This is a genomic window from Streptomyces griseorubiginosus, assembly GCF_017614965.1.
Classification (GTDB): Bacteria; Actinomycetota; Actinomycetes; order Streptomycetales; family Streptomycetaceae; genus Streptomyces; species Streptomyces griseorubiginosus_B.
The window spans coordinates 12,351-36,211 of record NZ_WVUG01000059.1 but is presented as its reverse complement, the minus strand read 5'-3'; the positions used below and the strand labels follow the sequence as shown (position 1 = coordinate 36,211).

General features: G+C 70.1%; 23 protein-coding genes and 2 pseudogenes. 11 read left to right on the top strand and 14 right to left on the bottom strand.

Features of this window, described 5'->3' with window-relative positions; translation table 11 throughout:
* The 8 genes and pseudogenes from GRC12_RS45570 to GRC12_RS14395 form a co-directional block, all read right to left on the bottom strand.
* Positions 1-88: pseudogene (locus tag GRC12_RS45570) on the bottom strand (RNA polymerase sigma factor); the annotation flags it as partial.
* Positions 89-102: 14 nt separating this feature from the next.
* A pseudogene (locus GRC12_RS45565) lies at positions 103-585 on the bottom strand (aKG-HExxH-type peptide beta-hydroxylase); the annotation flags it as partial.
* Positions 586-1,032: 447 nt separating this feature from the next.
* Positions 1,033-1,764 carry a TerD family protein gene (locus GRC12_RS14420; protein WP_133041260.1) on the bottom strand — a complete coding sequence of 244 codons (732 nt, stop codon included), beginning with the start codon at positions 1,762-1,764 and terminating at the stop codon, positions 1,033-1,035.
* A gap of 136 nt (positions 1,765-1,900) precedes the next feature.
* The gene (locus tag GRC12_RS14415; RefSeq protein ID WP_208779638.1) at positions 1,901-3,049 is read right to left on the bottom strand and encodes a DUF475 domain-containing protein; all 1,149 of its coding nucleotides are present in this window, start codon (positions 3,047-3,049) and stop codon (positions 1,901-1,903) included.
* Positions 3,050-3,098: 49 nt separating this feature from the next.
* Positions 3,099-3,674: a TerD family protein gene (locus GRC12_RS14410; RefSeq protein WP_133041258.1), complete on the bottom strand. Its 576-nt coding sequence runs from the start codon at positions 3,672-3,674 to the stop codon at positions 3,099-3,101.
* Positions 3,675-3,772: 98 nt separating this feature from the next.
* Complete coding sequence (locus GRC12_RS14405; protein WP_208779637.1) at positions 3,773-4,348, bottom strand: TerD family protein; 576 nt, start codon at positions 4,346-4,348, stop codon at positions 3,773-3,775.
* 112 nt (positions 4,349-4,460) lie between these two features.
* Positions 4,461-4,919 carry a peroxiredoxin gene (locus tag GRC12_RS14400; RefSeq protein ID WP_208779636.1) on the bottom strand — a complete coding sequence of 153 codons (459 nt, stop codon included), beginning with the start codon at positions 4,917-4,919 and terminating at the stop codon, positions 4,461-4,463.
* A gap of 109 nt (positions 4,920-5,028) precedes the next feature.
* Positions 5,029-5,460 carry a DUF3052 domain-containing protein gene (locus GRC12_RS14395; RefSeq protein WP_133041255.1) on the bottom strand — a complete coding sequence of 144 codons (432 nt, stop codon included), beginning with the start codon at positions 5,458-5,460 and terminating at the stop codon, positions 5,029-5,031.
* A gap of 374 nt (positions 5,461-5,834) precedes the next feature.
* Between GRC12_RS14395 and aceE the strand changes: the two genes are divergently transcribed.
* Both aceE and GRC12_RS14385 read left to right on the top strand, forming a co-directional pair.
* Entirely contained in the window at positions 5,835-8,582 is a 2,748-nt protein-coding gene (aceE, locus tag GRC12_RS14390; protein WP_208779635.1) for a pyruvate dehydrogenase (acetyl-transferring), homodimeric type, read from the top strand.
* Between the two features lie 81 nt (positions 8,583-8,663).
* Positions 8,664-9,401: a potassium channel family protein gene (locus tag GRC12_RS14385; protein WP_208779634.1), complete on the top strand. Its 738-nt coding sequence runs from the start codon at positions 8,664-8,666 to the stop codon at positions 9,399-9,401.
* A 539-nt stretch (positions 9,402-9,940) separates the two neighbouring features.
* Here the strand turns inward: GRC12_RS14385 and GRC12_RS14380 are convergent.
* Together GRC12_RS14380 and GRC12_RS14375 are read right to left on the bottom strand one after the other, a co-directional pair.
* Complete coding sequence (locus tag GRC12_RS14380) at positions 9,941-10,249, bottom strand: small hydrophobic protein (RefSeq protein WP_208779633.1); 309 nt, start codon at positions 10,247-10,249, stop codon at positions 9,941-9,943.
* Positions 10,250-10,473: 224 nt separating this feature from the next.
* The gene (locus GRC12_RS14375) at positions 10,474-12,093 is read right to left on the bottom strand and encodes an MFS transporter (protein WP_208779632.1); all 1,620 of its coding nucleotides are present in this window, start codon (positions 12,091-12,093) and stop codon (positions 10,474-10,476) included.
* A 66-nt stretch (positions 12,094-12,159) separates the two neighbouring features.
* Between GRC12_RS14375 and GRC12_RS14370 the strand changes: the two genes are divergently transcribed.
* The 3 genes from GRC12_RS14370 to GRC12_RS14360 all read left to right on the top strand — a co-directional run bounded on the left by GRC12_RS14370 (position 12,160) and on the right by GRC12_RS14360 (position 15,004).
* On the top strand, positions 12,160-12,786 hold the full coding sequence (locus tag GRC12_RS14370; protein WP_208779631.1) for a TetR/AcrR family transcriptional regulator: 627 nt from the start codon (positions 12,160-12,162) through the stop codon (positions 12,784-12,786).
* A 91-nt stretch (positions 12,787-12,877) separates the two neighbouring features.
* Positions 12,878-14,095 (top strand): alpha/beta hydrolase, encoded by a 1,218-nt coding sequence (locus tag GRC12_RS14365; RefSeq protein ID WP_208779630.1) that lies wholly within the window; start codon positions 12,878-12,880, stop codon positions 14,093-14,095.
* 57 nt (positions 14,096-14,152) lie between these two features.
* Positions 14,153-15,004: a DUF4429 domain-containing protein gene (locus GRC12_RS14360; RefSeq protein ID WP_208779641.1), complete on the top strand. Its 852-nt coding sequence runs from the start codon at positions 14,153-14,155 to the stop codon at positions 15,002-15,004.
* 1 nt (position 15,005) lies between these two features.
* Here GRC12_RS14360 and GRC12_RS14355 read toward each other — a convergent pair whose 3' ends face one another.
* Positions 15,006-16,022 carry an aldo/keto reductase gene (locus GRC12_RS14355; protein WP_208779629.1) on the bottom strand — a complete coding sequence of 339 codons (1,017 nt, stop codon included), beginning with the start codon at positions 16,020-16,022 and terminating at the stop codon, positions 15,006-15,008.
* Complete coding sequence (locus GRC12_RS14350; RefSeq protein ID WP_165954718.1) at positions 16,019-16,489, bottom strand: MerR family transcriptional regulator; 471 nt, start codon at positions 16,487-16,489, stop codon at positions 16,019-16,021. Before GRC12_RS14350 ends, GRC12_RS14355 begins: the two co-directional genes overlap by 4 nt.
* Positions 16,490-16,603: 114 nt before the next feature.
* Between GRC12_RS14350 and GRC12_RS14345 the strand changes: the two genes are divergently transcribed.
* Positions 16,604-17,422, top strand: coding sequence for a serine hydrolase domain-containing protein (locus GRC12_RS14345; protein ID WP_208779628.1), 819 nt, complete (start codon positions 16,604-16,606; stop codon positions 17,420-17,422).
* A 17-nt stretch (positions 17,423-17,439) separates the two neighbouring features.
* Here GRC12_RS14345 and GRC12_RS14340 read toward each other — a convergent pair whose 3' ends face one another.
* Positions 17,440-18,099, bottom strand: a complete 660-nt coding sequence (locus GRC12_RS14340) for a pirin family protein (RefSeq protein ID WP_208779640.1) — start codon at positions 18,097-18,099, stop codon at positions 17,440-17,442.
* A gap of 95 nt (positions 18,100-18,194) precedes the next feature.
* Between GRC12_RS14340 and fasR the strand changes: the two genes are divergently transcribed.
* The 5 genes from fasR to GRC12_RS14315 all read left to right on the top strand — a co-directional run bounded on the left by fasR (position 18,195) and on the right by GRC12_RS14315 (position 23,134).
* Positions 18,195-19,400, top strand: a complete 1,206-nt coding sequence (gene fasR, locus GRC12_RS14335) for a fatty acid biosynthesis transcriptional regulator FasR (RefSeq protein WP_133041245.1) — start codon at positions 18,195-18,197, stop codon at positions 19,398-19,400.
* Positions 19,401-19,489: 89 nt separating this feature from the next.
* Positions 19,490-20,407, top strand: coding sequence for an ACP S-malonyltransferase (locus GRC12_RS14330; RefSeq protein ID WP_208779627.1), 918 nt, complete (start codon positions 19,490-19,492; stop codon positions 20,405-20,407).
* 22 nt (positions 20,408-20,429) lie between these two features.
* Positions 20,430-21,425 carry a ketoacyl-ACP synthase III gene (locus GRC12_RS14325; RefSeq protein WP_208779626.1) on the top strand — a complete coding sequence of 332 codons (996 nt, stop codon included), beginning with the start codon at positions 20,430-20,432 and terminating at the stop codon, positions 21,423-21,425.
* 81 nt (positions 21,426-21,506) lie between these two features.
* Entirely contained in the window at positions 21,507-21,755 is a 249-nt protein-coding gene (locus GRC12_RS14320; protein ID WP_015660680.1) for an acyl carrier protein, read from the top strand.
* Positions 21,756-21,838: 83 nt separating this feature from the next.
* Positions 21,839-23,134, top strand: coding sequence for a beta-ketoacyl-[acyl-carrier-protein] synthase family protein (locus tag GRC12_RS14315; protein WP_208779625.1), 1,296 nt, complete (start codon positions 21,839-21,841; stop codon positions 23,132-23,134).
* Between the two features lie 90 nt (positions 23,135-23,224).
* On the opposite strand, the gene GRC12_RS14310 is transcribed toward GRC12_RS14315, so the two are convergent.
* Entirely contained in the window at positions 23,225-23,719 is a 495-nt protein-coding gene (locus tag GRC12_RS14310; protein WP_208779624.1) for a DUF3145 domain-containing protein, read from the bottom strand.
* Between the last annotated feature and the right edge of the window lie 142 nt (positions 23,720-23,861).

Here is a 23,861-nt window from a genome sequence, read left to right as displayed (position 1 = left end):
CCGCCGGCCTGGCGGTCAGTTCCGTCTCGTCGCCGCCGATCGCGGGGCGGCGGCCGCGCATCCGTATGTGGTCCAGGGCGCGGTTGCGGGGTCGAGCAGGGCGGCGAGCTGGACGTGCAGGAACTCGTGGACCAGCGTCAGCGCGAAGAGCACCGGGTCGCCGGGCGGGGAGAGGGCGACGGCGCCGTGGGCCCGGCGGGCCGCCGAGCTCACCGAGGTGCCGCCGGGGGCGGGGTGCAGCGGCACCAGGGTGGACAGACAGGCGGCGACGGCCCGGGCGTGCCAGGGGTGGCGGCGGACCAGCACCCGCCAGGCGCCGTCCAGTGACCGCTGCCAGCCCTCCGCCTCACCCACGCTCTGCACACCGGCCGGCTCATGGCCGTGCACGGCGCGGAAGGGGCCCCGGTCGGCGAGCCGCAGGCGCAGCACGGCGCCGTCGCACTCGGCGGTCAGCAGACGGGGTCCGCACAGCGCGGCCGGCCCTCCGTCGACGAGTTCGCCGAACCAGGCGAGGTCGGGGCGGTGGCCGCGGGCGCACTCGGCGAGCGCGCGGGCCAGTCCTTCGTCGAGGTAGGGATGCAGCATGGCCTCCCGCCACCGCCCGGGCTCCTCCCGCTGCATGCGCGCCAGCCGCCGGTACGCCCCCTGGAAGCCGGCGTCGTCGGGCAGCGCCCGTCGCACGGCCACGGCCAGCAGGGTCCGCTTGCTGAGCTGCCCGCGCCGCAGCACCTCCACGCCCCCGACCCCGCCCCGGGCCCGGGCGAGGGCGTCGAACAGGTCCGGGTCCAGGTCGAGCGGGACCAGGGCCTGTTGCGAAAGTCCCGCCGTCCGCCCGGAGGGCGGGCCCTGCGGCGTCATGGGGGTCCCCCCGCGCGAGGTCGTTCGAGCGTGGGGGAGCGTGCTCTCGGCGTGCCGGGTGCAAGCCCTCGTACTGGACGTACTTGGGTTTGTGCCCGGTGCGGCGAGTGGGGGTGCCCCCTCTGGGGGAGCGTGCCGGGCGTCGCGGGGCAGGCGGGACTTTCGCAACAGGACCTAGACCTTGGTCTTGTAGCCCCGGCCCCACTGCAGGCCCCAGCCGTACAGCCGGTCAAGCTCCGCCTGGAAGCCGTAGACGAACTTGACCTCCCGCCGCACGACCAGTTCCTTCTTCACGTTCTCGATCATGACGACCGCGCAGGACCGGGCCTGGGGGTGCCGTTCGTCGAGGTGGATCTCGATGCGCGGCCCGTTGCTCGGGTACAGCGTCACGATGGCGTGCGTGCGGTCGAACGCCGGGGTCTGGTCGTAGATGTACACGAACACCAGCAGGCGCTTGATCTGCTCCCGGTGGTCGAGGTTGATGTACATGTCCTCGCCGGAGCCCGACCCGAACCGGTCGTCGCCGCTGAGCTTGACGTACGGCGGCGCGTTGACGTCCCCGAAGTAGCTTCCGAGGGGCTGTACGACGCCCTTGGAGCCGTCGGTCAGCTCGTACAGGCATCCCAGGTCCAGGTCCACGTTGACCATGCTCTGGCTGTGCCCCATGACCTCCGGCGGGCGCAGCGCCTTGAGCGGGTGCCGCAGCAACGACTCGCGCTGCGAGCCGCCTATGTCGGACGTCCGCATCCGCCAGCTCAGGTTGACCCGCAGATGCCCGCTCGCCGCCTGCTGCTTGGTGAGGGACACGTAATGGTGCCGTTTGGTCAGCTCGATCGCGTTCGTCGCCGCGCTGCCCGAGTCGAAGTCGACCTCACGGCCGCGCCACAGTCCGTCCAGAAAGCCCATTCCCGCCCCCACTAGTGCCCCGCACGTCACCCGAACGACCGGCGGGGCGGCCGGAGGCCCGGCCGCCCCGCTCAGAGCGTTCCCTCACCCGCAGGTGTGTCACACCCCGGCGAGCGAGCCCGAGGTGAACCGAACCCTAGATGGGGGCCGAGACCTCAGCCTTCTCGTCCGAGCCCGTCCCTTTTCCCTCGGCCTCGGCCAGTTTCTGGTTGCGGCGCACGGAGGACCAGAAGGACCAGCCGATCAGGACGACGCCGACGAGGCCGGTGATGACCTCGTTGATCTGGTACTGGATGGTGACCATGAGGATCACGGCCAGCGCGCCGATCGCGTAGTGCGCGCCGTGCTCCAGGTAGACGTAGTCGTCGAGGGTGCCCTGGCGGACGAGGTAGACGGTGAGCGAGCGGACGTACATCGCGCCGATGCCGAGACCCAGGGCCATCAGGACGATGTCGTTGGTGATGGCGAAGGCGCCGATGACGCCGTCGAAGGAGAAGGACGCGTCCAGCACTTCCAGGTACAGGAACATGAAGAAGGCGGCCTGGCCGGCCAGGACGATCGCCGGCTTCTTCTTGCCGGTGCGCTCGGCCTCTTCCTCCTCCTCGTGCTCGCGTTCCTCCTCGGCCTCCAGGCGGTCCTCGAAGAAGCCGGAGAGGCCGCCGACGACCATGTACGTGATCAGACCGGCGATGCCGGCGATCAGCACCGTCTGCGCCTTGTCGACGTGGCCGCCGCCGTGCTGGTGGGCGTGGGTGGCGAAGGTGAAGGAGGTGATCAGCAGGACGATGAGGGCGATGCAGACCGACAGCATGTCGACCTTGCCGAGCTTGGCCAGCGGGCGCTCGATCCAGCGCAGCCACTGGATGTCCCGGTCCTCGAAGATGAAGTCCAGGAAGATCATCAGCAGGAACATGCCACCGAACGCGGCGATCGCCGGGTGGGCGTCGGTGACCAGCTGCTGGTACCGGTCCTTGTTGTTGAGGGCGAGGTCTACGGCCTCGATGGGGCCCATCTTGGCGGTGACCGCGACGATGACGACGGGGAAGACCAGTCGCATGCCGAACACGGCGATGAGAACGCCGACCGTGAGGAAGATCTTCTGCCAGAAGGCGTTCATCTTCTTCAGGATCCCGGCGTTGACCACAGCGTTGTCGAACGACAGGGAGATCTCGAGGACGGCGAGGATCGCCACGATGCCGAATGCCTCCCACCCCCCGTAGAAGACCGCGGCGACCAGGCCGAGCGCGGTAATCGCGAACGACCAGCCGAAGGTTTTCAGAAGCACTGGCTACCCAATCGTGTGTGGTACGGGTCTCGCCGCGCCGTACCCGGCTTTACGAAACATTGACTCCGAAGTCTAGAGCGATGCCCCGGAGCCCCGACGCGTACCCCTGACCGACTGCACGGAACTTCCACTCGCCCTGGTAGCGGTAGACCTCACCGAAGATCATGGCCGTTTCCGTGCTGGCGTCCTCGCTGAGGTCGTAGCGTGCCAGCTCCTGTCCGTCGGCCTGGTTGACCACCCGGATGAAGGCGTTGGAGACCTGGCCGAAGGTCTGGCCGCGCTCGTCCGCCATGTGGATCGAGACCGGGAAGACGATCTTGTCGCACTGGGGCGGCACCTTGGCGAGGTCGACCAGGATCGACTCGTCGTCGCCCTCGCCCTCACCGGTGAGGTTGTCGCCGGTGTGCTCCACCGAGCCGTCCGGGCTCTTGAGCTGGTTGTAGAACACGAACCACTCGTCGCCCAGCACCCGTCCCCCGCTGCACAGCAGCGCGCTGGCGTCCAGGTCGAAGTCGGCGCCGGTGGTGGAACGCGCGTCCCAGCCCAGCCCGATCATCACCTGGGTGAGGTTCGGCGCGGCCTTGGACAGGGAGACGTTGCCCCCCTTGGCGAGCGTGACGCCCATGATGCTGGTCCCTCCCCGAGTCGGTGCTTCTCTGCTGCTTGTCCTGCGCGTCCGGCGCCGCGCGCAAACGGCGCGGCGCCGGACGGGCGAGGCGCGTCTCAGACGTTGACGCCGAAGTCCTGGGCGATGCCGCGCAGGCCCGAGGCGTAGCCCTGGCCGATGGCGCGGAACTTCCATTCCGCGCCGTTGCGGTACAGCTCGCCGAAGACCATGGCCGTCTCGGTGGAGGCGTCCTCACTCAGGTCGTAGCGGGCGATCTCCTGTCCGCCGGCCTGGTTGACGACGCGGATGAACGCGTTGCGGACCTGGCCGAAGGACTGCTGGCGGTTCTCGGCGTCGTAGATCGACACCGGGAACACGATCTTGTCGACGTCGGCCGGGACGCCCGCGAGGTTGACCTTGATCACCTCGTCGTCGCCCTCGCCCTCACCGGTGAGGTTGTCACCGGTGTGCTCGACCGAGCCGTCGGGGCTCTTGAGGTTGTTGAAGAAGACGAAGTTCTGGTCGTTGGCGACCTTGCCCGCGCTGTTCAGCAGCAGCGCGCTGGCGTCGAGGTCGAAGTCCGTACCGGTCGTCGTCCGGACGTCCCAGCCCAGACCGACGAGCACCGCGGTCAGGCCCGGGGCCTCCTTGGTCAGCGATACGTTGCCGCCCTTGCTGAGGCTGACTCCCACGAGTCCTCCATTGGTTTCCAGGGCGGGGAGCCCCGCCGTGCGTTTGACATCGGATCAACGAATCGATCCTAGTGACGGGTTCCCGTCGTACGCATGGCTTGCCACCGAAGAATCACAGGGTGTCGAGGGCCTTGACGTACTCGTTCAGGTCACGGGCGTCGGGGAGGGCGTTGACGACCGTCCAGCGCACCACGCCGTCCTTGTCGATGACGAAGGTGCCGCGCACCGCGCAGCCCTTGTCCTCGGCGAAGACGCCGTACGCGCGGCTGACCTCGCCGTGCGGCCAGAAGTCGCTGAGCAGCGGGTACTCCAGGCCCTCCTGCTCGGCGAAGACGCGCAGGGTGTGGATGGAGTCGTTGGAGACGGCGAGCACCTGGGTGCCGCGGTCCTCGAACTGCGGCAGGTTGTCGCGCACCTCGCACAGCTCACCGGTGCACACACCGGTGAAGGCGAAGGGGTAGAAGAGCAGGACCACGTTCTTCTCGCCACGGAAGTCGGAGAGCTTCACCGTGGCGCCGTGGTTGTCCTTGAGCTCGAAGTCGGGGGCCTTGTCGCCGACCTGGATCGCCATCGAGGTTCCGTCCCTTTCGGTGGGCTGTTCGGGTGGCGTCCACCCTACGCAGCGATCACCGGGGGCCGGCGGACGGGCCGGGTACGACGCCCGGCCCGTCCGTGGGTGGCTACTTCTTGGACTTGGCCGCCTTCGGCGTCACCAGCCGGCTGCCGCTCCAGTCCTTGCCCACGCTGACGCTCTTGGAGGCCGACAGCCCCGCCGTCGTCGCGGCTTCGGAGATGTCGCTCGGCTCGACGTATCCGTCCCGGCCGGTCTTCGGCGTCAGGAGCAGGATCGACCCGCCTTCTTCGATGTACGTGGTGGCGTCCACCAGCGCATCGGTCAGGTCGCCGTCGTCGTCGCGGAACCAGAGCACCACGGCATCGGCGACGTCGTCGTAGTCCTCGTCCACCAGGTCACTGCCGATGACTTCCTCAATGGCCTCGCGGAGTTCCTGGTCTACGTCGTCGTCGTAGCCGATCTCCTGGACCACCTGCTCGGGCTGGAACCCCAGCCTCACGGCAGGGCTCGTCTCCGCGTGGTCCGCGGTCGCGCTCACGGGTTGCCTCCTGATCTTGTCTTTGGGTATGTCTCAGCCACGCGCGTGCGCGAAGCATTGGCCGTAGTCCACACGGGCGGGGCGGATCGCGCAAGTACCCGGCCGTTCAGACCGCCGAAACGGTGACGTTCCTGGCCGTGTCACCGCAACTCCAGCCACGACGCCCACGCGGTCAGTGACCTACACCACACCGTTGTGCCCGCTTTGCGGCATTGGGAACCCGGGACTCCTGATGCGGATCTCGGTTACCTCTCAGTAGAGATGACGTTTGCTTTCCCGAGGTACACGATGGGGAACGGTGCAGGCACACCGAAAAGCAGCTCAAAAGCAGCCCTCAGCAGCCCACAGCAGCCCTCTGACAGGTAAGGAACAGCGTGGCTTCCGGATCCGATCGCAACCCGATCATCATTGGCGGCCTTCCGAGTCAGGTTCCTGACTTCGATCCCGAGGAGACCCAGGAGTGGCTCGACTCCCTCGACGCCGCCGTCGACGAGCGCGGCCGTGAGCGGGCCCGCTACCTGATGCTGCGGCTGATCGAGCGGGCCCGCGAGAAGCGCGTGGCCGTGCCCGAGATGCGCAGCACGGACTATGTGAACACGATCCCGACCAAGGCCGAGCCGTTCTTCCCGGGCAACGAGGAGATCGAGCGGAAGGTCCTGAACGCGACCCGCTGGAACGCCGCGGTCATGGTCTCCCGCGCCCAGCGCCCCGGCATCGGGGTCGGCGGCCACATCGCCACGTTCGCCTCCTCCGCGTCCCTCTACGACGTCGGCTTCAACCACTTCTTCCGGGGCAAGGACGACGGTCTCGGCGGCGACCAGGTCTTCTTCCAGGGCCACGCCTCCCCCGGCATCTACGCGCGCGCGTACCTGCTCGACCGGCTCAGCGAGGAGCAGCTGGACGGCTTCCGCCAGGAGAAGTCGAAGGCCCCGAGCGGCCTGTCCTCCTACCCGCACCCGCGCTCGATGCCGGACTTCTGGGAGTTCCCGACGGTGTCGATGGGCCTCGGCCCGATCGGCGCCATCTACCAGGCGCGGATGAACCGCTACATGCACGCGCGCGGGATCGCCGACACGTCGAAGTCGCAGGTGTGGGCGTTCCTCGGCGACGGCGAGATGGACGAGCCGGAGTCGCTCGGCCAGCTGTCCATCGCCGCACGTGAGGGCCTGGACAACCTGACCTTCGTCGTCAACTGCAACCTGCAGCGCCTCGACGGCCCGGTGCGCGGCAACGGCAAGATCATCCAGGAGCTGGAGTCGGTCTTCCGGGGCGCCGGCTGGAACGTCATCAAGCTGATCTGGGACCGCTCCTGGGACCCGCTGCTGGCCCAGGACCGGGACGGCATCCTCGTCAACAAGATGAACACCACGCCGGACGGCCAGTTCCAGACGTACGCCACCGAGTCCGGCGCGTACATCCGCGAGCACTTCTTCGGTGACGACCAGCGGCTGCGCGCGATGGTCGAGAACATGACCGACGACCAGATCCTGCACCTGGGGCGCGGCGGTCACGACCACCGCAAGATCTACGCGGCGTTCAAGGCGGCCACCGAGCACAAGGGCCAGCCCACGGTCATCCTCGCCAAGACCATCAAGGGCTGGACGCTGGGCCCCAACTTCGAGGGCCGCAACGCCACGCACCAGATGAAGAAGCTGACGGTCGACGACCTCAAGCGCTTCCGCGACCGGCTGCACCTGCCGATCTCCGACAAGGAGCTGGAGTCCGGCGCGCCGCCGTACTACCACCCGGGCCGGAACTCGGAAGAGATCCAGTACATGCACGACCAGCGCAAGCAGCTCGGCGGGTACGTCCCGACGCGCGTCGTGCGCTCCAAGCCGCTCGCGCTGCCGGACGACAAGGCGTACGCGACCGTGAAGAAGGGCTCGGGCCAGCAGTCGATCGCGACGACCATGGCCTTTGTCCGTCTCCTCAAGGACCTCATCCGGGACAAGGAGCTCGGGCGTCGCTTCGTGCTGATCGCGCCGGACGAGTACCGCACGTTCGGCATGGACTCCTTCTTCCCGAGCGCGAAGATCTACAACCCGCTCGGCCAGCAGTACGAGGCGGTGGACCGTGATCTGCTGCTCGCGTACAAGGAGTCGCCGACGGGCCAGATGCTGCACGACGGCATCTCCGAGGCCGGCTGCACCGCCTCCCTCATCGCGGCGGGCTCGGCCTACGCGACGCACGGCGAGCCGCTGATCCCGGTCTACGTCTTCTACTCGATGTTCGGTTTCCAGCGCACCGGTGACCAGTTCTGGCAGATGGCCGACCAGTTGGCGCGTGGATTCGTCCTGGGCGCGACCGCGGGGCGTACGACCCTGACCGGTGAGGGTCTGCAGCACGCGGACGGCCACTCCCAGCTGCTCGCCTCCACGAACCCCGCGTGCGTGGCCTACGACCCGGCGTACTCGTACGAGATCGCGCACATCGTGCAGGACGGTCTGCGGCGGATGTACGGCGGGTCGGAGGAGCATCCGCACGGCGAGGACGTCTTCTACTACCTCACCGTCTACAACGAGCCCATCCAGCACCCGGCCGAGCCGGCGGACGTGGACGTCGAGGGCATCCTCAAGGGCATCCACCGGCTCTCCGAGGGCACCTCCGGGTCGATCCCGGCGCAGGTCATCGCGTCCGGGGTGGCCGTCCCGTGGGCGGTGGAGGCGCAGCGGATCCTCGCCGAGGAGTGGAACGTCAAGGCGGACGTCTGGTCGGCCACCTCCTGGAACGAGCTGCGGCGCGAGGCCGTGGCGGTGGAGGAGCACAACCTGCTGCATCCCGAGGAGGAGCAGCGGACGCCGTACGTCACGCAGAAGCTGTCGGGGGCGCAGGGGCCGTTCGTGGCGGTGTCGGACTGGATGCGGTCGGTGCCGGACCAGATCGCGCGGTGGGTGCCGGGGACGTACCAGTCGCTGGGGGCCGACGGGTTCGGCTTCGCGGACACGCGGGGTGCGGCGCGCCGGTTCTTCCACATCGACGCGCAGTCGATCGTGGTGGCGGTGCTGACGGAGCTGGCGCGGGAGGGGAAGGTGGACCGGTCGGTGCTGAAGCAGGCGATCGACCGGTACCAGCTGCTGGACGCGTCGGCCGCGGATCCGGGGGCGGCGGGCGGAGACGCGTAGTGCCGTGACCGCGGGCCGGTGAGCCGAAGGGCGGCGGGACTGTGGTCCCGCCGCCCTTCACTGTTTCCTTACGATGCGGGCATGGAGCAAGAAACGGCGCAGGCGCGCTGGGAGCACCTCACCCAACGGCCGCTGCTGGGGCTGGCCGTGGTGTTCGCCGTCGCGTATGCCGTGCCGATCGTGGACCACTCGGCGGGGCATGCGCTCACGGAGTTGTGCACGGTGGTCGAGTGGGTGGTGTGGGGGGCCTTCGCCGCGGACTATGTGACGCGGCTGGCCCTCGCCCGGCGCCGCAAGGAGTTCGTGCGCCGGCACTGGATAGACCTGTGCGCGGTCGTGCTGCCGATCCTCCAGCCGCTGCGGCTGCTGCGGATGGTCGCGACGCTGATGCTGGTGGGGCGGCGGGCGCGGATGGCCAACCAGATCAGGCTGACGACGTACGTCGGCGGGGCGGTCGTCGGGCTGCTGATGTTCGGCTCGCTGGCCGTGCTGTCGGTCGAGCGGGACTCACCGGACGGGAACATCCGGACGCTGGGTGACGCGCTGTGGTGGTCGTTCACGACGATGACGACCGTGGGGTACGGCGACCACGCCCCGACCACCGGCCTGGGCCGCATGATCGCCGTCGGCCTGATGCTGTCCGGCATCGCGCTGCTGGGTGTGGTGACCGCGAACATCGCCGCCTGGTTCCTGGCCCGCTTCGAGAAGGACGACGCGGAGGAACAACGCCAGACCCAGGCCATCGAGTCCCTGACCGAAGAAGTCCGAGCCCTCAGAGCCGAGGTCGCCGCCCTCCGCGAACTCTCGGGCAGACCGTGACAGGAGCGTCCCCGCAGCTTGAGGACCCCAGCCCGACCCGGCGCTTGGGGCCGTCCCCCGTCCTCGCAGGGCTGGGATCGAGCGAGACCACGGGGCTGAGGCTGATCCCCGGCGCGAAGACGCCCACGACCGCGAAAACGCTGGTCCTTCGGGCCCCGACGACAAGTTCGTGACCACGACCGGCCACCTCGCCCCCGCGCATGAAGCGGGCCCCCGGTCCGTCGGCCAGGGGCCCTTGGCTACAGCAGCGTCTCCCGGCTCGGGGGCTCCGGCCCGACCCTGCGTGTGGGGAAGATTCCCCGTCCTCGCAGGGCTGGGATCGAGCGACTGCCCGCCCGGCCGCGGTCATGGCGAGCCAACGGCAGCCCTCCGCCACGAGGCTGACGCCGATCCCCGGCACGAAGAAGCCCGGGACGCGCAGATGCCGATCGTTCAGGCCCCGACGACGAGTTCGTGACCACGACCGGCCACCTCACCCGCGCCCATGAAGCGGGCCCCCGGTCCATCCACCGGGGGCCCTTCCCTCACCTTGCCCCGGGTCAGAACAAGCCGTTGCCCGGGGTGGCCGCCCCTGCCAACCACACGATGGCCAGGAGCGTGTCAATGGCGCCCAGTACGAAGGCGACCAGGGCCGGGAGCGAGCGGCTGCCCGCCCAACTGCGGCCCATGGCGAGCCAACCACAGACGATCGCCACGGGGCCGAGGACGATCCCCAGCACGAAGAACCCTGCGACCGCGCAGATGACTCCGATGATTCCGAGCGTCGCGCGATCCGGCCCGGTCCGTGACCACGTCCGGCTACGTGACCGGGGGTACCTGCGCGTTCCGTGTCCGAAGCCCGCCATCATCAACTCCCTGAACCCCGGGGTCTGTTCGGGGTTCAAACATGCGGGTACCCCCGGATCGGCGATTAATCATCGGGCTGCCGGCGCGCTGTCCCCCTCCGGCAGCGCGCCGCAGCACCGGTCCGCCCCTCTCCGGAGGGCATGAACCACTGTGACCTGCGGCGCACACCCGAACCGAGGGATCTTTAGCCCCTTCACCCTGATAGGGGAAGTTCCTTGAACTCCCGTCAGATGTGGCCCACTCCGGCGCCCGCCTCCGCGTTGGCACCCCGCTTGGTGAGCAGGGCCACGAAGACCGCGACCACCGCGACACCGCAGGCCACGAGGGACGCCAGGCTCATCCCGGAGATGAAGGTGTCGTGCGCGACGTCCGTGATCTTCGCGACGACCGCCTCCGGCGTGCCCTTGGCCACCGGCGCCACACCGACCTGGACCGCTTCGGAGGCCTGGTCCAGCTGCGACGGGGTGAGCGGCGGGAGACCGGCGTCCTTCCAGTTGCCCGCGAGGTCGCCGTCGACCTTGGAGGCCATCACGGCGCCCAGCACCGCCGTACCGAGGCTGCCGCCGATCTGCATCGCGGCCTGCTGCAGACCACCGGCGACACCCGACAGCTCCATGGGCGCGTTGCCGACGATGACCTCCGTCGCGCCGACCATGACCGGCGCGAGACCGAGGCCGAGCAGGGCGAACCAGAGGGACATCACGGCGCTTCCGGTGTCCGTCTGCAGCGTCGACATACCGTACATGGCGATCGCCGTGGCCGCCATGCCGCCGGCCAGCGGGATCCGCGGGCCCAGCTTGGTGATCAGCGCGCCCGCCAGCGGCGAGCCGACGATCATCATCCCGGTGAGCGGGAGCAGATGCAGACCGGCGTCGATCGGCTTCATGCCGTGCACGTTCTGCAGGTAGAACGTCACGAAGAACAGGCCGCCCATGAACGCGATGGCCATCAGGACCATCAGGACGACGCCCGCGGAGAGCGGGACCGAGCGGAACAGGCCGAGCGGGATCAGCGGCTCCTTGACCTTCGTCTCCCAGAACGAGAAGAGGGCGAAGCCGAGGAGGGAGGCGGCTATGAACGTCCATGTCTTGCCGTCGCCCCAGCCCCAGGTCGGCGCCTTGATCAGGGCCCAGACCAGGCAGAACATGGCGCCGGAGAGCAGCGCGATGCCAAGGATGTCGAAGGAGCGCGGCGCGTTCTCCGCACGGTGGTCCAGCAGGATCAGCAGGCCCAGGAGCAGGGCGATCGCGCCGACCGGCACGTTGATGAAGAACACCGACTGCCAGTTGACGTGCTCGACGAGGACTCCGCCGAGGATCGGGCCGCCGGCGGTGGAGGCGCCGATGACCATGCCCCAGATGCCGATGGCCATGTTGAGCTTCTCGGCCGGGAAGGTGGCCCGCAGCAGGCCGAGCGCGGCCGGCATCAGCAGCGCGCCGAACAGGCCCTGCAGCACACGGAAGCTGACGACCGCGGCGATGCTGTTCGACAGGCCGATGGCGCCCGAGGCGGCGGCGAAGCCGGTGACGCCGATCAGGAAGGTCTGGCGGTGCCCGAAGCGGTCACCGAGCTTGCCCGCGGTGATCAGGGAGACCGCGAGGGCGAGGAAGTAACCGTTGGTGATCCACTGGACGTCGGCGAAGCTCGCGCCGAGGTCCTTCTGGATGGCCGGGTTGGCGATGGCCACGATGGTGCCGTCCAGGGCCACCATCATGACGCCGACCGCGACCGTGATGAGAGTGAACCAGGGATGGCCGCGGAGTCCGGACGAGGACGGCGACCCGTCCGACGGGGCCTCCGGCGCGTCGCCCCCCGACCCCGTCGTGTCGATGGTCTGACTAGTCATGCCTTCGAGGCTAATGGCAGCCACTGACAGTTGACGAATCAAATCAGAAGTCGGTAACTGACACTCATGGAAACACTGCGCGAACGCAAGAAGCAGCGCACCCGGGACGCCCTGCTGAGGGCCGCCGTCGAACTGTTCACGACCCGCGGCTACGAGGGCACCACCGTCGACGACATCGCCGAGGCCGTCGACGTCTCGCAGCGCACCTTCTTCCGCTACTTCGCCGGCAAGGAGGAGGCCGCGCTCGCCCTCCAGGAGCTGGCGGTGACGCGGTTCGTCGAGGCGGTCCGCGAGCGGCCGGCCGGCGAGGCGCCGATGGAGGCGCTGCGGCAGTCGGTGCTGGAGGGCTGGGGAACCCTGCACGAGGTGATCGAGGCCGTCGTACCGGTGGAGCTGTACCTGCGTCTGTACCGGGTCGTCGAGTCGACGCCGGTGCTGCTGGCCGCGCATCTGCGCCGCAACGAGGAGATCGAGGAGACTCTCGCGCGGGTGCTCGCCGAGCGGGAGGGCGTGGACGTGGACACCGATCCGCGGCCACGGCTGGCGGTGGCGGTGTTCGGCGGAGTGATGCGGGTGACGGAGCGGCAGTGGGTGGCGCGCGGGGACTTCGGCCTGGAGGAGATGCGCGCGTTGACGGTGTCGTACCTCGAACAGGTGGGCGAGGCACTCACCGCGAACTGGCGGGCACACTGAGACACGATCAGGTGGTCGTGCGTTTATCGAAACGTGATACCCGTCACTCGGCTCACGCGAGACCCTCTCGTTCTCCTAGTGTGTCCTCCCAGTGACTTCCTTCGACACCTCCCCGCAACTGAACGTCTGGCGCGCACTGCTGGCCCTGTCCGTGGTGTTCGTGATGCTGGCGACCACCGGATGGACCGCTCTGCGCAGCCACGGCGTGACAAGCCCCCTGCAGGCCTCGCTCTCCTCATGGGAGCACGGACGCCTGCACGGCGACCGGCTGCCGGACCCCGACGCGTCCCCCGCGCGGCTGTCCCGGTTCTTCGCCTCGCTCACCGCCCAGGAGCGCACCGTCCTCGCCCGCCGCTATCCGCTCGCGGTCGGCAACATGAACGGCGCGCCCGTCGCCCTGCGCTACGAGGCCAACCACCTCGCGCTCGGCCGGCAGCGCAAGGTGGAGCTGAAGCGCATGCACGACCCGCGCCTGACGCCCGCCGGGCAGCAGGAGGCGGGCCGCCGTATGCACCGCTACGAGCAGCTGATGAGCCGCGGCCGGCAGATCCTCGCCTTCGACCCGGAGGCCTCCGGCCGCGTCGCCGAGGTGATGGGCGACCTGCAGCACGCCCAGCGCGTGTCGGTCGTCGTCCCCGGCGTCGACACCGACCTGCTCACCTTCCAGAAGACCTACCGCCCGTACTCGGCGCCGGTCGGCATGGCCAAGTCGCTGTACGCGGCCGAGCAGGCGGCGAGCCCCGGCACGCGTACGGCCGTGATCGCCTGGGCCGACTACACGGCGCCGGCCGGGCTCGGCATCGAGTCGGCGACGGGCGTGCGCGCGGCACAGGGCGCGCTTCGGCTGAACGCCCTGCTGAGGGCCCTGCCCGGCCGCGCGCCGGTGTCGCTGTTCTGCCACAGCTACGGCTCGGTGGTGTGCGGGGTCGCAGCGCACTTGCTGCCGCGCCGGGTGGCCGACATAGCGGTTGCCGGAAGCCCCGGGATGCGGGTGGAGAAGGCCGCGCACCTGCACACCTCCGCCCGGGTGTGGGCGATGCGGGACGCCTCGGACTGGATCCAGGACGTGCCGTACCTGGAGCTCGGCGGCCTGGGGCACGGGGCGGACCCGGTGTCGTCCGCGTTCGGTTCGCGGGTGCTGTCGGCGCAGCGCGCCAAGGGGCACGCGGGCTATTTCGCTCCCGGCACGGACAGCCTGCTCAACTTCGCGGAGATCGGCGTTGGCGCGTACCGCTCGGTGCGGTGTGCGCACGATGACGGCGCGTGCCGCGCGGGTTTGTCCGGCGCGGCGGCGGCCCAACGCGCGTAGCACCGCAGAAACTGCGGTCCGCGCGGGGTGGCGACGAAGGAACGGTTCGTGCATACGATGAGCCGCATGGGTGACGTACTGGCCGGATTTCATGCCGCCTGGGAGTTCGAGTCCGACTCCGTGCTCATCCGTTACGAGCGGGGCCTGCGAACACCGAAGCTCTTCCAGGCGCTGGGGGAACGGCGGATCCCCCTGGAGGCGGTGTCGGATGTGACGCTGTCCCCGGGCAGACGGGGCACGGTGGTGCTGCGGGCCGAGCTGCGGGCCGGAGCCGACCCGCTGCTGGAGGCGGCGGCCGGGCAGCTGAAGGAAGGGTGCGACCCGTACCGGCTGGTGCTGCCCGGCGAGCGAGAGACCCTCGCCGAGTACTACGCCGACGAGCTGAAGTCCGCGCTGAGCGCCGGTGACGAGCCCGCCGACGGCTTCCTGGTGGCCGCTCCCGAGGCGCCGCGGCAGTTCAAGGCGTACGACGCGAAGGCGTCCTTCGACGGCAGGACCGTGAACTTCCGGTGGTTCTGGACGGGCGCGTCGTCGGCGAAGTGGAAGGCGGGCGACCAGAGCTTTCCGGTCACCGCGCTGAGCGGGGTCGAGTGGCGCTCCCCCGAGGTCTTCGAAGGTCATCTGCGGCTGCTGCGGCGGGACGGGGCCGAGGCGCCCGCGCAGCCCGACCAGGATCCGGCGGCCGTGGTGTTCGGCCTGGGATACGGGCCGGTGCACGAGTCGCTGCCGTTCGCGGCGGCCGTCCTGGCGGCGATCCGCAGCTGCGGATCGCCGCCGTCGGTGCCGGCCCGCCGGGACCCCGCCGACATCGCGGAGCGCATCCGTCACCTGGGCGAGCTGCATCAGGCGGGCCTGGTGACGGACGCGGAGTTCTCCACGAAGAAGGCCGAACTGCTGGCGGAGCTCTGAACTACTCCCGGCCGGCGGAGGTGAACGTCATGTCCGCGTACCGGTCGCCCGCCACCTTCGCCGCTATCGGCTCCAGCAGGGACAGCTCGTCCTCGGTCAGCGCGATGGTCGCCGCTCGCGCGTTCTCCTCCACGCGGCCCGGCTTGCGGGTGCCCGGGATGGGGATCACCGGGAGGCCGTGCACCGCCGCCTGCTGCTGCACCCAGGCGAGCGCCACCTGCCCGAGCGACACGCCGTGGGCCTCGGCCACCGTGCGGATCGGCTCCAGCAGAGCGGCGTTGGCGGCCGCGTTCTCACCGGTGAAGCGGGGCTGCTGGCGGCGGAAGTCGTCGGCGGTCAACTGCGTGTCGGGGTTGGTTAAGGCCCCGGTGAGGAAGCCGCGGCCGAGCGGGGAGTACGGCACCAGGGCCACGCCCAGGTCGCGGGCGGCGGGCACCACCTGTGCCTCGATGTCCCGGCTGAACAGGGACCACTCCGACTGCACGGCGGCGATCGGGTGCACGGCGTGGGCGGTGCGCAGTTCCTGGGCGGTGACCTCGCTGAGCCCGAGGTGCCTCACCTTGCCCTCGCGCACCAGCTCCGCCATGGTGCCGACACTCTCCTCGATCGGCACGTTCACATCGCGCCGGTGCATGTAGTAGAGGTCGATGACGTCGACGTCCAGACGCTTCAGGCTCGCCTCGACGGCCTGGCGGATGTACGGCGGGTCGTTGCGGATGATCCGCCGGGTGGGGTCGTCCGGCGGGATCGACAGGGCGAACTTGGTCGCGATGACGACCTGGTCGCGGTTGGCCTTGAAGAACGGCGAGAGGAACCTCTCGTTCTCGCCCTGGCCGTAGGCGTCCGCCGTGTCGAAGAGCGTGACGCCCAGCTCCAGGGCCCGCTCCAGGGTGGCGCGCGACTCCTTCGCGTCGGAGGGGCCGTAGGCGAAGCTCATGCCCATGCAGCCCAGGCCCTGGACGCCGACCTCGATGCCGCTCCCGCCCAGAGGTGCGGTCGGGATCCTGCGGTCGGTCATCGAACCTTCTCCCCCTCGTAGGCACGGGCGCGCTCCGCGTCCGCGTAGAAGCTGATCTTCCGGTCCAGCACCGCGAGCGTGTCCTGCAGCTCCGCGATCCGGGCCAGTACGTCGCGCCGGGTCGCCTCCAGCAGCTCGAACCGCTCGCCGTAGGTGTGGTCGCCCTCGCGCACCAGTTCCGCGTAGCGGACCATGTCGGCGACCGGCATTCCGGTGAGCCGGAGCTTGCCCACGAGGTCGAGCCAGTCGAGGTCGCGGTTGCTGTACCGGCGCTGGCCGGTGTGGGAACGGTCGACGTGCGGCATCAGGCCGATGCGCTCGTACCAGCGCAGGGTGTGCGCGGTCAGCCCGGTGAAGGCGACGACCTCGCTGATGGTGTAGCTGTCCTGGCCTTGCGGGCGCCGGTGCGGATGGGGCGGGGCGGCGCAACTGTCGGTCCTGGTAGGGGTGGTCTCCATCACCGTCATGGCCTCAACGCTATGGCCTTGGAGTGCACTCCAAGCAAGCGGAATCGGTAAGAAACAGCCCCCCAGCCTGACCCCACGAGAAGTAGGAAGGGGAAGCGGCTTAGGCTCGTCGGCATGTCCTTGCAGAGCCTCGCGCTGATCGAAAACTGGCCGGTTCCCGTCGCCGCGGCGGGCGTGGTGCGGGCCGACGGGACGGTGCTGGGCACCCACGGCCCCGTCGACCGGCGTTTCCCGCTGGCCTCGGTGACCAAGCCGCTCACGGCGTACGCCGCGCTCGTCGCGTACGAGGAGGGCGCGATCGAGTTCGACGAGCCGGCCGGGCCGACCGGCTCGACCGTCCGTCATCTGCTCGCGCACACCTCGGGCCTCGCCTTCGACGAGCACCGGGTGACGGCCCCGCCCGGAGAGCGGCGGCTGTACTCCAACGCCGGTTTCGAGCAGCTGGGCGACCACATCGCCAAGGCCACGGACATCCCGTTCGCCGAGTACCTGCGGCAGGCGGTGCTGGAGCCGCTGGGCATGACGTCCACCTCGCTGGAGGGCTCCCCGGCGAAGGACGGCGTCTCGACGGTGGCCGACCTCCTGCGCTTCGCCGCCGAGATCCAGGCCCCGCGCCTGCTCGACCCCCGCACGGTCGCGGAGGCGATGACCGTCCAGTACCCGGGCACCAAGGGCGTCCTGCCGGGCTACGGCCACCAGAACCCCAACGACTGGGGACTCGGCTTCGAGATCCGCGACTCCAAGTCCCCGCACTGGACGGGCTCCTCGTCCTCCCCGCGCACTTTCGGCCACTTCGGCCAGTCCGGCACGTTCCTGTGGATCGACCCGGACGCGGGGATCGCGTGCGCCGCTCTGACGGATCGCGCGTTCGGCCCGTGGGCCGTCGAGGCCTGGCCGCCCTTCACGGACGCGGTGCGCGCGGAAGCACGCTGACCTTGCGCGCGCCCCGTTCAGGATGCGGTCGCCATCTCCCACATCAGCAGCTCCGCCTCCGTCAGCCCGACCGCCTCCAGGTCCTTGGCGTCCGTCAGGCGGGCCGCGTCTCCCTGCCCCAGCTCGGTGCCGTCCAGGGCCACTTCGCCGCGCACCACATGGACGTACACGAACGCGCCGTCCGGTACCGCCGTCCGCTCCCCCGGGGCCAGGCGCCGTACGTGGAGCATCGCGCCCGCCTCCGGGACCGCGTAGGGCGTGGAGTCGGCGATGCCGTGGACGATCTCGTACGACGGGTCGCCGCCGGGCTTCAGGGGGGCCAGCCACATCTGGACGAAGGTCAGCGGGGTGGGGCCGTCGTTGCGCTCCACGTGCCGTACCCCCGCCGCGGCGCTCAGCCGCTGCACGTCCCCGGGGCGGACGGTCGTCTCGTGGCCCTGGGAGTCGCGGTGGGTCAGCTCGCCCTCGACCACCCACGTGACGATCTCCGTGTGGCTGTGCGGGTGTTCGTCGAACCCGGCGCCGGGGGCCAGCCGCTCCTCGTTGCAGGCGATGACCGCGCCGAAGCGGAGGTTGCCGGGGTCGTAGTGCGGGCCGAAGGAGAAGGCGTGCCAGGACTCGATACCGGCCGCCGCGTCGCCCCCGGGATAGCGCTCCGCAGCGCGCCGTACGTCCATCACGTACCCCAAGGTAGCGGCGCGACGGGAGCCGTGCGGGGCTCACCCGCAACCCTGCTCGGCACACTCCCGTCCGGATAAGGCAGTCTTGTCCCGTGCCCGAACCCGAAGCCAGCAAGCCCGAAGCCACCCGGTCCGACGTCCATCCGCACGCGGCGACCCTGAAGCGGCTGGAGAAGTCCTCCGGGAGCCTCGCCGCGCAGGCCATCGCGCGGATGGACGAGACGCTGCCGTGGTACCGGGCGATGCCCCCGGAGAACCGTTCCTGGATCGGGCTGGTCGCCCAGGCCGGTATCGCCGCCTTCACCGAGTGGTTCCGGTACCCCGACGCCCCGCAGGCCATCTCCACCGACGTGTTCGGGACGGCGCCGCGCGAGCTGACCCGGGCCATCACCCTGCGGCAGACCGTGGAGATGGTGCGCACGACCATCGAGGTCATGGAGTCCGCCATCGACGAGGTGGCGGCGCCCGGCGACGAGAGCGTGCTGCGCGAGGCCCTGCTCGTCTACGCCCGTGAGATCGCCTTCGCCACCGCCCAGGTCTACGCCCAGGCCGCCGAGGCACGCGGTGCCTGGGACGCCCGGCTGGAGTCGCTCGTCGTCAACGCGGTGCTCAGCGGGGAGGCCGACGAGGGGGCCGTGAGCAGGGCCGCCGCCCTCGGGTGGAACGCCCCCGAACATGTCTGCGTCGTCCTGGGGACCGCCCCCGACGGGGACTCCGAGCTGACCGTGGAGGCCATCCGGCGCGCCGCCCGGCACGCCAAGCTCCAGGTGCTCACCGGGGTGCTCGGCGACCGGCTCGTCGTCATCGCGGGCGGCAGCGACAACCCGCTCGGCGTCGCCAAGTCGCTGATCGGCCCTTATGCGGCCGGACCCGTGGTCGCGGGACCCGTCGTACCGGACCTGCTGGCCGCCACCCGGTCCGCGCAGGCCGCCGCCGCGGGTCTCAAGGCGTGTTCCGCCTGGCAGGACGCGCCGCGCCCGGTACTGGCGGACGATCTGCTTCCGGAACGCGCGATCGCCGGGGACCCGAGCGCCCGCGAGCAGTTGGTGGAGGAGATCTACAGACCGCTGGAGGAGGCCGGCTCGGCGCTCCTGGAGACGCTCTCCGTCTATCTCGAACAGGCGTCCAGTCTCGAGGGCGCGGCCCGGATGCTCTTCGTTCACCCGAACACCGTGCGCTACCGGCTTCGACGTGTGACTGACGTCACCGGCTGGTCACCCTCTGATGTACGCTCCGCTTTCACCCTGCGCATCGCGCTGATCCTGGGGCGTCTGGCCGATGGGGATCTCCCCGCCTAGTCTTTTGTCGGGGATCCACAAAACCCCCTCGTGTTCTTCGTCCTTGTCCCCACGGGCGGCCCGGGCCGCCCTCAAGAGAGAGTGTGAGAGTGCTCGTACTCGTCGCTCCCGGCCAGGGCGCCCAGACGCCCGGCTTCCTGACTCCCTGGCTCGAACTCCCCGGTGCCGCCGACCGTGTCGCCGCCTGGTCGGACGCCATCGGGCTGGACCTCGCCCACTACGGCACACAGGCCGACGCGGACGCGATCCGGGACACGGCTGTGGCCCAGCCGCTCCTCGTCGCCGCCGGAATCCTGTCCGCCGCGGCACTCGGTGACATTCTTCCGAACGCCGTCGCCGGTCACTCCGTCGGTGAGATCACCGCCGCCTCCTTCGCCGGCGTCCTCGACGACACCGCCGCGCTGACCCTCGTGCGCAAGCGGGGTCTGGCCATGGCCGACGCCGCCGCGATCACCGAGACCGGGATGTCGGCGCTGCTCGGCGGCGACCCCGAGGTGACCGTCCCGCACCTGGAGAAGCTGGGCCTGACCCCGGCGAACGTCAACGGCGCCGGCCAGATCGTCGCCGCGGGCACGCTGGAGCAGCTCGCCGCGCTGAACGAGGACAAGCCCGAGGGTGTCCGCAAGGTCGTCCCGCTGAAGGTCGCCGGCGCGTTCCACACGCACCACATGGCCCCGGCGGTCGACGCGCTGGCGAAGGCCGCCGCCGACCTCACCCCGGCCGACCCGAAGGTCACCTATGTCTCCAACAGGGACGGCCAGGCCGTCGCCACCGGTGCCGAGGTGCTCGAGCGGCTGGTCGGCCAGGTCGCCAACCCGGTCCGCTGGGACCTGTGCATGGAGACCTTCCAGGAGCTCGGCGCCAGCGCCCTGATCGAGGTCTGCCCGGGCGGCACGCTGGTCGGCCTCGCCAAGCGCGCGCTGCCGGGTGTGAAGACCCTCGCGCTCAAGACCCCCGACGACCTCGACGCGGCCCGCGCGCTCATCGCCGAGCACGCTTCAGCCTGACGCCCTAAGGAGCCGTACGAACATGTCGAAGATCAAGCCCAGCAAGGGCGCCCCGTACGCGCGCATCCTCGGCGTGGGCGGCTACCGTCCCACCCGTGTGGTGCCGAACGAGGTGATCCTCGAGACGATCGACTCCTCCGACGAGTGGATCCGTTCGCGCTCCGGCATCCAGACCCGGCACTGGGCGAACGACGAGGAGACCGTCGCCGCCATGTCGATCGAGGCGTCGGGGAAGGCGATCGCCGACGCCGGCATCTCCGCCGAGCAGATCGGCGGCGTGATCGTCTCGACGGTCTCGCACTTCAAGCAGACGCCGGCCGTGGCGACCGAGATCGCAGACAAGCTCGGCACCGACAAGGCCGCCGCCTTCGACATCTCGGCGGGCTGCGCGGGCTTCGGTTACGGCCTGACCCTCGCCAAGGGCATGATCGTCGAGGGCAGCGCGGAGTACGTCCTCGTCATCGGCGTGGAGCGGCTGTCCGACCTCACCGACCTGGAGGACCGGGCCACGGCCTTCCTGTTCGGCGACGGCGCGGGCGCGGTCGTGGTGGGCCCGGCCACCGAGCCCGCGATCGGCCCGACCGTCTGGGGCTCCGAGGGCGACAAGTCGGAGACCATCAAGCAGACCGTGCCGTGGACCGAGTACGACAGCACGGGCAAGTTCCCTGCGATCACGCAGGAGGGCCAGGCGGTGTTCCGCTGGGCCGTGTTCGAGATGGCGAAGGTCGCCCAGCAGGCGCTGGACGCGGCCGGAATCACCGCGAACGACCTGGACGTCTTCATTCCCCACCAGGCCAACGAGCGGATCATCGACTCGATGGTGAAGACGCTGAAACTGCCGGAGCACGTCACGGTCGCGCGTGACGTACGCACCACCGGCAACACCTCGGCCGCCTCGATTCCGCTCGCGATGGAGCGGCTTCTGGCGACCGGTGAGGCGAAGAGCGGCGACACCGCGCTCGTCATCGGCTTCGGGGCGGGTCTCGTCTACGCCGCGACTGTCGTTACCCTCCCCTAGGCACTGCGTGCCGGATCACGAACGGTCCGGGCACGCAGAGCACTGCCAAACCCTCTGGATCACATAGAAGGAGCGCCTGACATGGCCGCCACTCAGGAAGAGATCGTCGCCGGTCTCGCCGACATCGTGAACGAGATCGCCGGCATCCCGGTTGAGGACGTCCAGCTGGACAAGTCCTTCACCGACGACCTGGACGTCGACTCGCTGTCCATGGTCGAGGTCGTCGTCGCCGCCGAAGAGCGCTTCGACGTCAAGATCCCGGACGAGGACGTCAAGAACCTCAAGACCGTCGGCGACGCGACCGACTACATCCTCAAGCACCAGGCCTGAGCCCTGCTCGGGCCGGGCGCTGAACCGGCCCCGCCACCCGGCGGTGGCGCCGCTTAATCCTCGTAATTGGAGAAAGAATTCCCGTGAGCTCGACCAATCGCACCGTGGTCGTCACCGGTATCGGCGCAACCACACCGCTGGGTGGCGACGCAGCCTCTACCTGGGAGGGCCTGATCGCCGGCAAGTCCGGTGTGAAGCCCCTGGAGCAGGAGTGGGCCGCCGACCAGGCGGTCCGCATCGCCGCGCCCGTCGCGGTGGAACCGACCGAGGTCATCCCGCGCCCGCAGGCCCGACGCCTGGACCGCTCCGCGCAATTCGCGCTGGTCGCGGCCAAGGAAGCCTGGGCGGACGCCGGTTTCGAGGGCAAGGCCGGTGAGACTGGATCATCAGCCGGTTCCGCGGCGGGGAAGGTCGACCCGGACCGCCTCGGCGCCGTCATCGCCTCCGGCATCGGCGGGGTGACGACCCTCCTCGACCAGTACGACGTGCTGAAGGAGAAGGGCGTCCGCCGTGTCTCCCCGCACACCGTGCCCATGCTGATGCCCAACGGCCCCTCGGCCAACGTGGGTCTGCTGGTGGGCGCCCGGGCGGGCGTGCACACGCCGGTCTCCGCGTGCGCCTCCGGCGCCGAGGCCATCGGCTACGCCATCGAGATGATCCGCACGGGCCGCGCCGACGTCGTCGTCGCCGGTGGCACCGAGGCGGCCATCCACCCGCTGCCCATCGCCGCGTTCGGCAACATGATGGCGATGTCCAAGAACAACGAGAACCCCGAGGGCGCCTCGCGCCCCTACGACGTCGCGCGGGACGGTTTCGTCCTCGGCGAGGGCGCCGGCGTGATCGTCCTGGAGTCCGCCGAGCACGCCGCCGCGCGCGGTGCCCGGGTGTACGCCGAGGCGGTCGGACAGGGCATCTCCGCCGACAGCCACGACATCGTGCAGCCGGAGCCGGAGGGGCGGGGCATCTCGCACGCCCTGCAGAACCTGCTGGAGCGCACCGACCTGGACCCGGCGGAGATCGTGCACGTCAACGCGCACGCCACCTCGACGCCGGCCGGTGACATCGCCGAGCTCAAGGCCCTGCGCAAGGTGTTCGGCGACGACGCGGACCACATGGCGGTCTCCGCGACCAAGTCGATGACCGGGCACCTGTTGGGCGGCGCCGGCGGTGTGGAGACGGTCGCGACCGTCCTCGCGCTGTACCACCGGCTCGCCCCGCCGACCATCAACGTCGAGAACCTCGACCCGGAGGCGGAGGCCAACGCCGACGTCGTCCGCGGCGAGGCCCGCAAGCTGCCCGTGGAGGGCCGTATCGCCGCGCTGAACGACTCGTTCGGTTTCGGCGGGCACAACGTGGTCCTGGCGTTCCGGACGGTCTGAGAACCGCGCGTACGCCGGCCCCCGCACAACCGAAGGGCCCTCACCGCCTGGTGAGGGCCCTTCGGCTTCGGTACGGGGACTCAGGGGTCCTCAGACCACCTGGTGGAGCCACCGCACGGGCGCGCCCTCGCCCGCGTACCGGAACGGCTCCAGCTCGTCGTCCCACGGCTTGCCGAGCAGCTTGGCGATCTCGGCCTCCAGGTCGGTCTCGTCGCGCTGAGAGCGGGTCAGGGCGGCGCGCAGCCGGTCCTCCGGGATCAGGATGTCGCCGTGGATGCCGGTGACGGCGTGGAAGATGCCCAGCTCCGGGGTGCAGCTGTAACGCTCGCCCTCGGCGGTGGGGCAGGGCTCGGCCGTGACCTCGAAGCGCAGCAGGTGCCAGCCGCGCAGCGCAGACGCCAGCTTGGAGGCGGTGCCGACCTCGCCCTTCCAGGAGAACTCCGAGCGCCAGGTGCCCGGCGCGGCCGGCTGCCGGATCCAGTCGAGGTTGACGCGTGTGCCGAGCACCCCGGCCACGGCCCACTCGACGTGCGGGCACAGCGCGCGCGGCGCGGAGTGCACGTACAGAACTCCACGTGTCGTCACCGGGACCTCCGGGCAGAGCGGGACATCTTGCGAACTGGCGGACGGTTGTGGCCGGGGCCACGTTTGATGGCGAGGCTACCGTGCGGCGGCGCAAGGAGTGTGACGTACCGTCGGTCCCGATGCGCCGAAACGCCCGCCATTC

Coding starts and splice junctions, on each gene's coding strand:
- GRC12_RS14420 (WP_133041260.1), bottom strand. CDS start 1,764: ATGGGCTTTCTGGACGGACTGTGGCGCGGCCGTGAGGTCGACTTCGAC.
- GRC12_RS14410 (WP_133041258.1), bottom strand. CDS start 3,674: ATGGGCGTCACGCTCGCCAAGGGGGGCAACGTCTCCCTGTCCAAGGCC.
- GRC12_RS14400 (WP_208779636.1), bottom strand. CDS start 4,919: ATGGCGATCCAGGTCGGCGACAAGGCCCCCGACTTCGAGCTCAAGGAC.
- GRC12_RS14385 (WP_208779634.1), top strand. CDS start 8,664: ATGGAGCAAGAAACGGCGCAGGCGCGCTGGGAGCACCTCACCCAACGG.
- GRC12_RS14380 (WP_208779633.1), bottom strand. CDS start 10,249: ATGATGGCGGGCTTCGGACACGGAACGCGCAGGTACCCCCGGTCACGT.
- GRC12_RS14375 (WP_208779632.1), bottom strand. CDS start 12,093: ATGACTAGTCAGACCATCGACACGACGGGGTCGGGGGGCGACGCGCCG.
- GRC12_RS14370 (WP_208779631.1), top strand. CDS start 12,160: ATGGAAACACTGCGCGAACGCAAGAAGCAGCGCACCCGGGACGCCCTG.
- GRC12_RS14360 (WP_208779641.1), top strand. CDS start 14,153: ATGAGCCGCATGGGTGACGTACTGGCCGGATTTCATGCCGCCTGGGAG.
- GRC12_RS14355 (WP_208779629.1), bottom strand. CDS start 16,022: ATGACCGACCGCAGGATCCCGACCGCACCTCTGGGCGGGAGCGGCATC.
- GRC12_RS14350 (WP_165954718.1), bottom strand. CDS start 16,489: ATGACGGTGATGGAGACCACCCCTACCAGGACCGACAGTTGCGCCGCC.
- GRC12_RS14345 (WP_208779628.1), top strand. CDS start 16,604: ATGTCCTTGCAGAGCCTCGCGCTGATCGAAAACTGGCCGGTTCCCGTC.
- GRC12_RS14340 (WP_208779640.1), bottom strand. CDS start 18,099: ATGGACGTACGGCGCGCTGCGGAGCGCTATCCCGGGGGCGACGCGGCG.
- GRC12_RS14325 (WP_208779626.1), top strand. CDS start 20,430: ATGTCGAAGATCAAGCCCAGCAAGGGCGCCCCGTACGCGCGCATCCTC.
- GRC12_RS14320 (WP_015660680.1), top strand. CDS start 21,507: ATGGCCGCCACTCAGGAAGAGATCGTCGCCGGTCTCGCCGACATCGTG.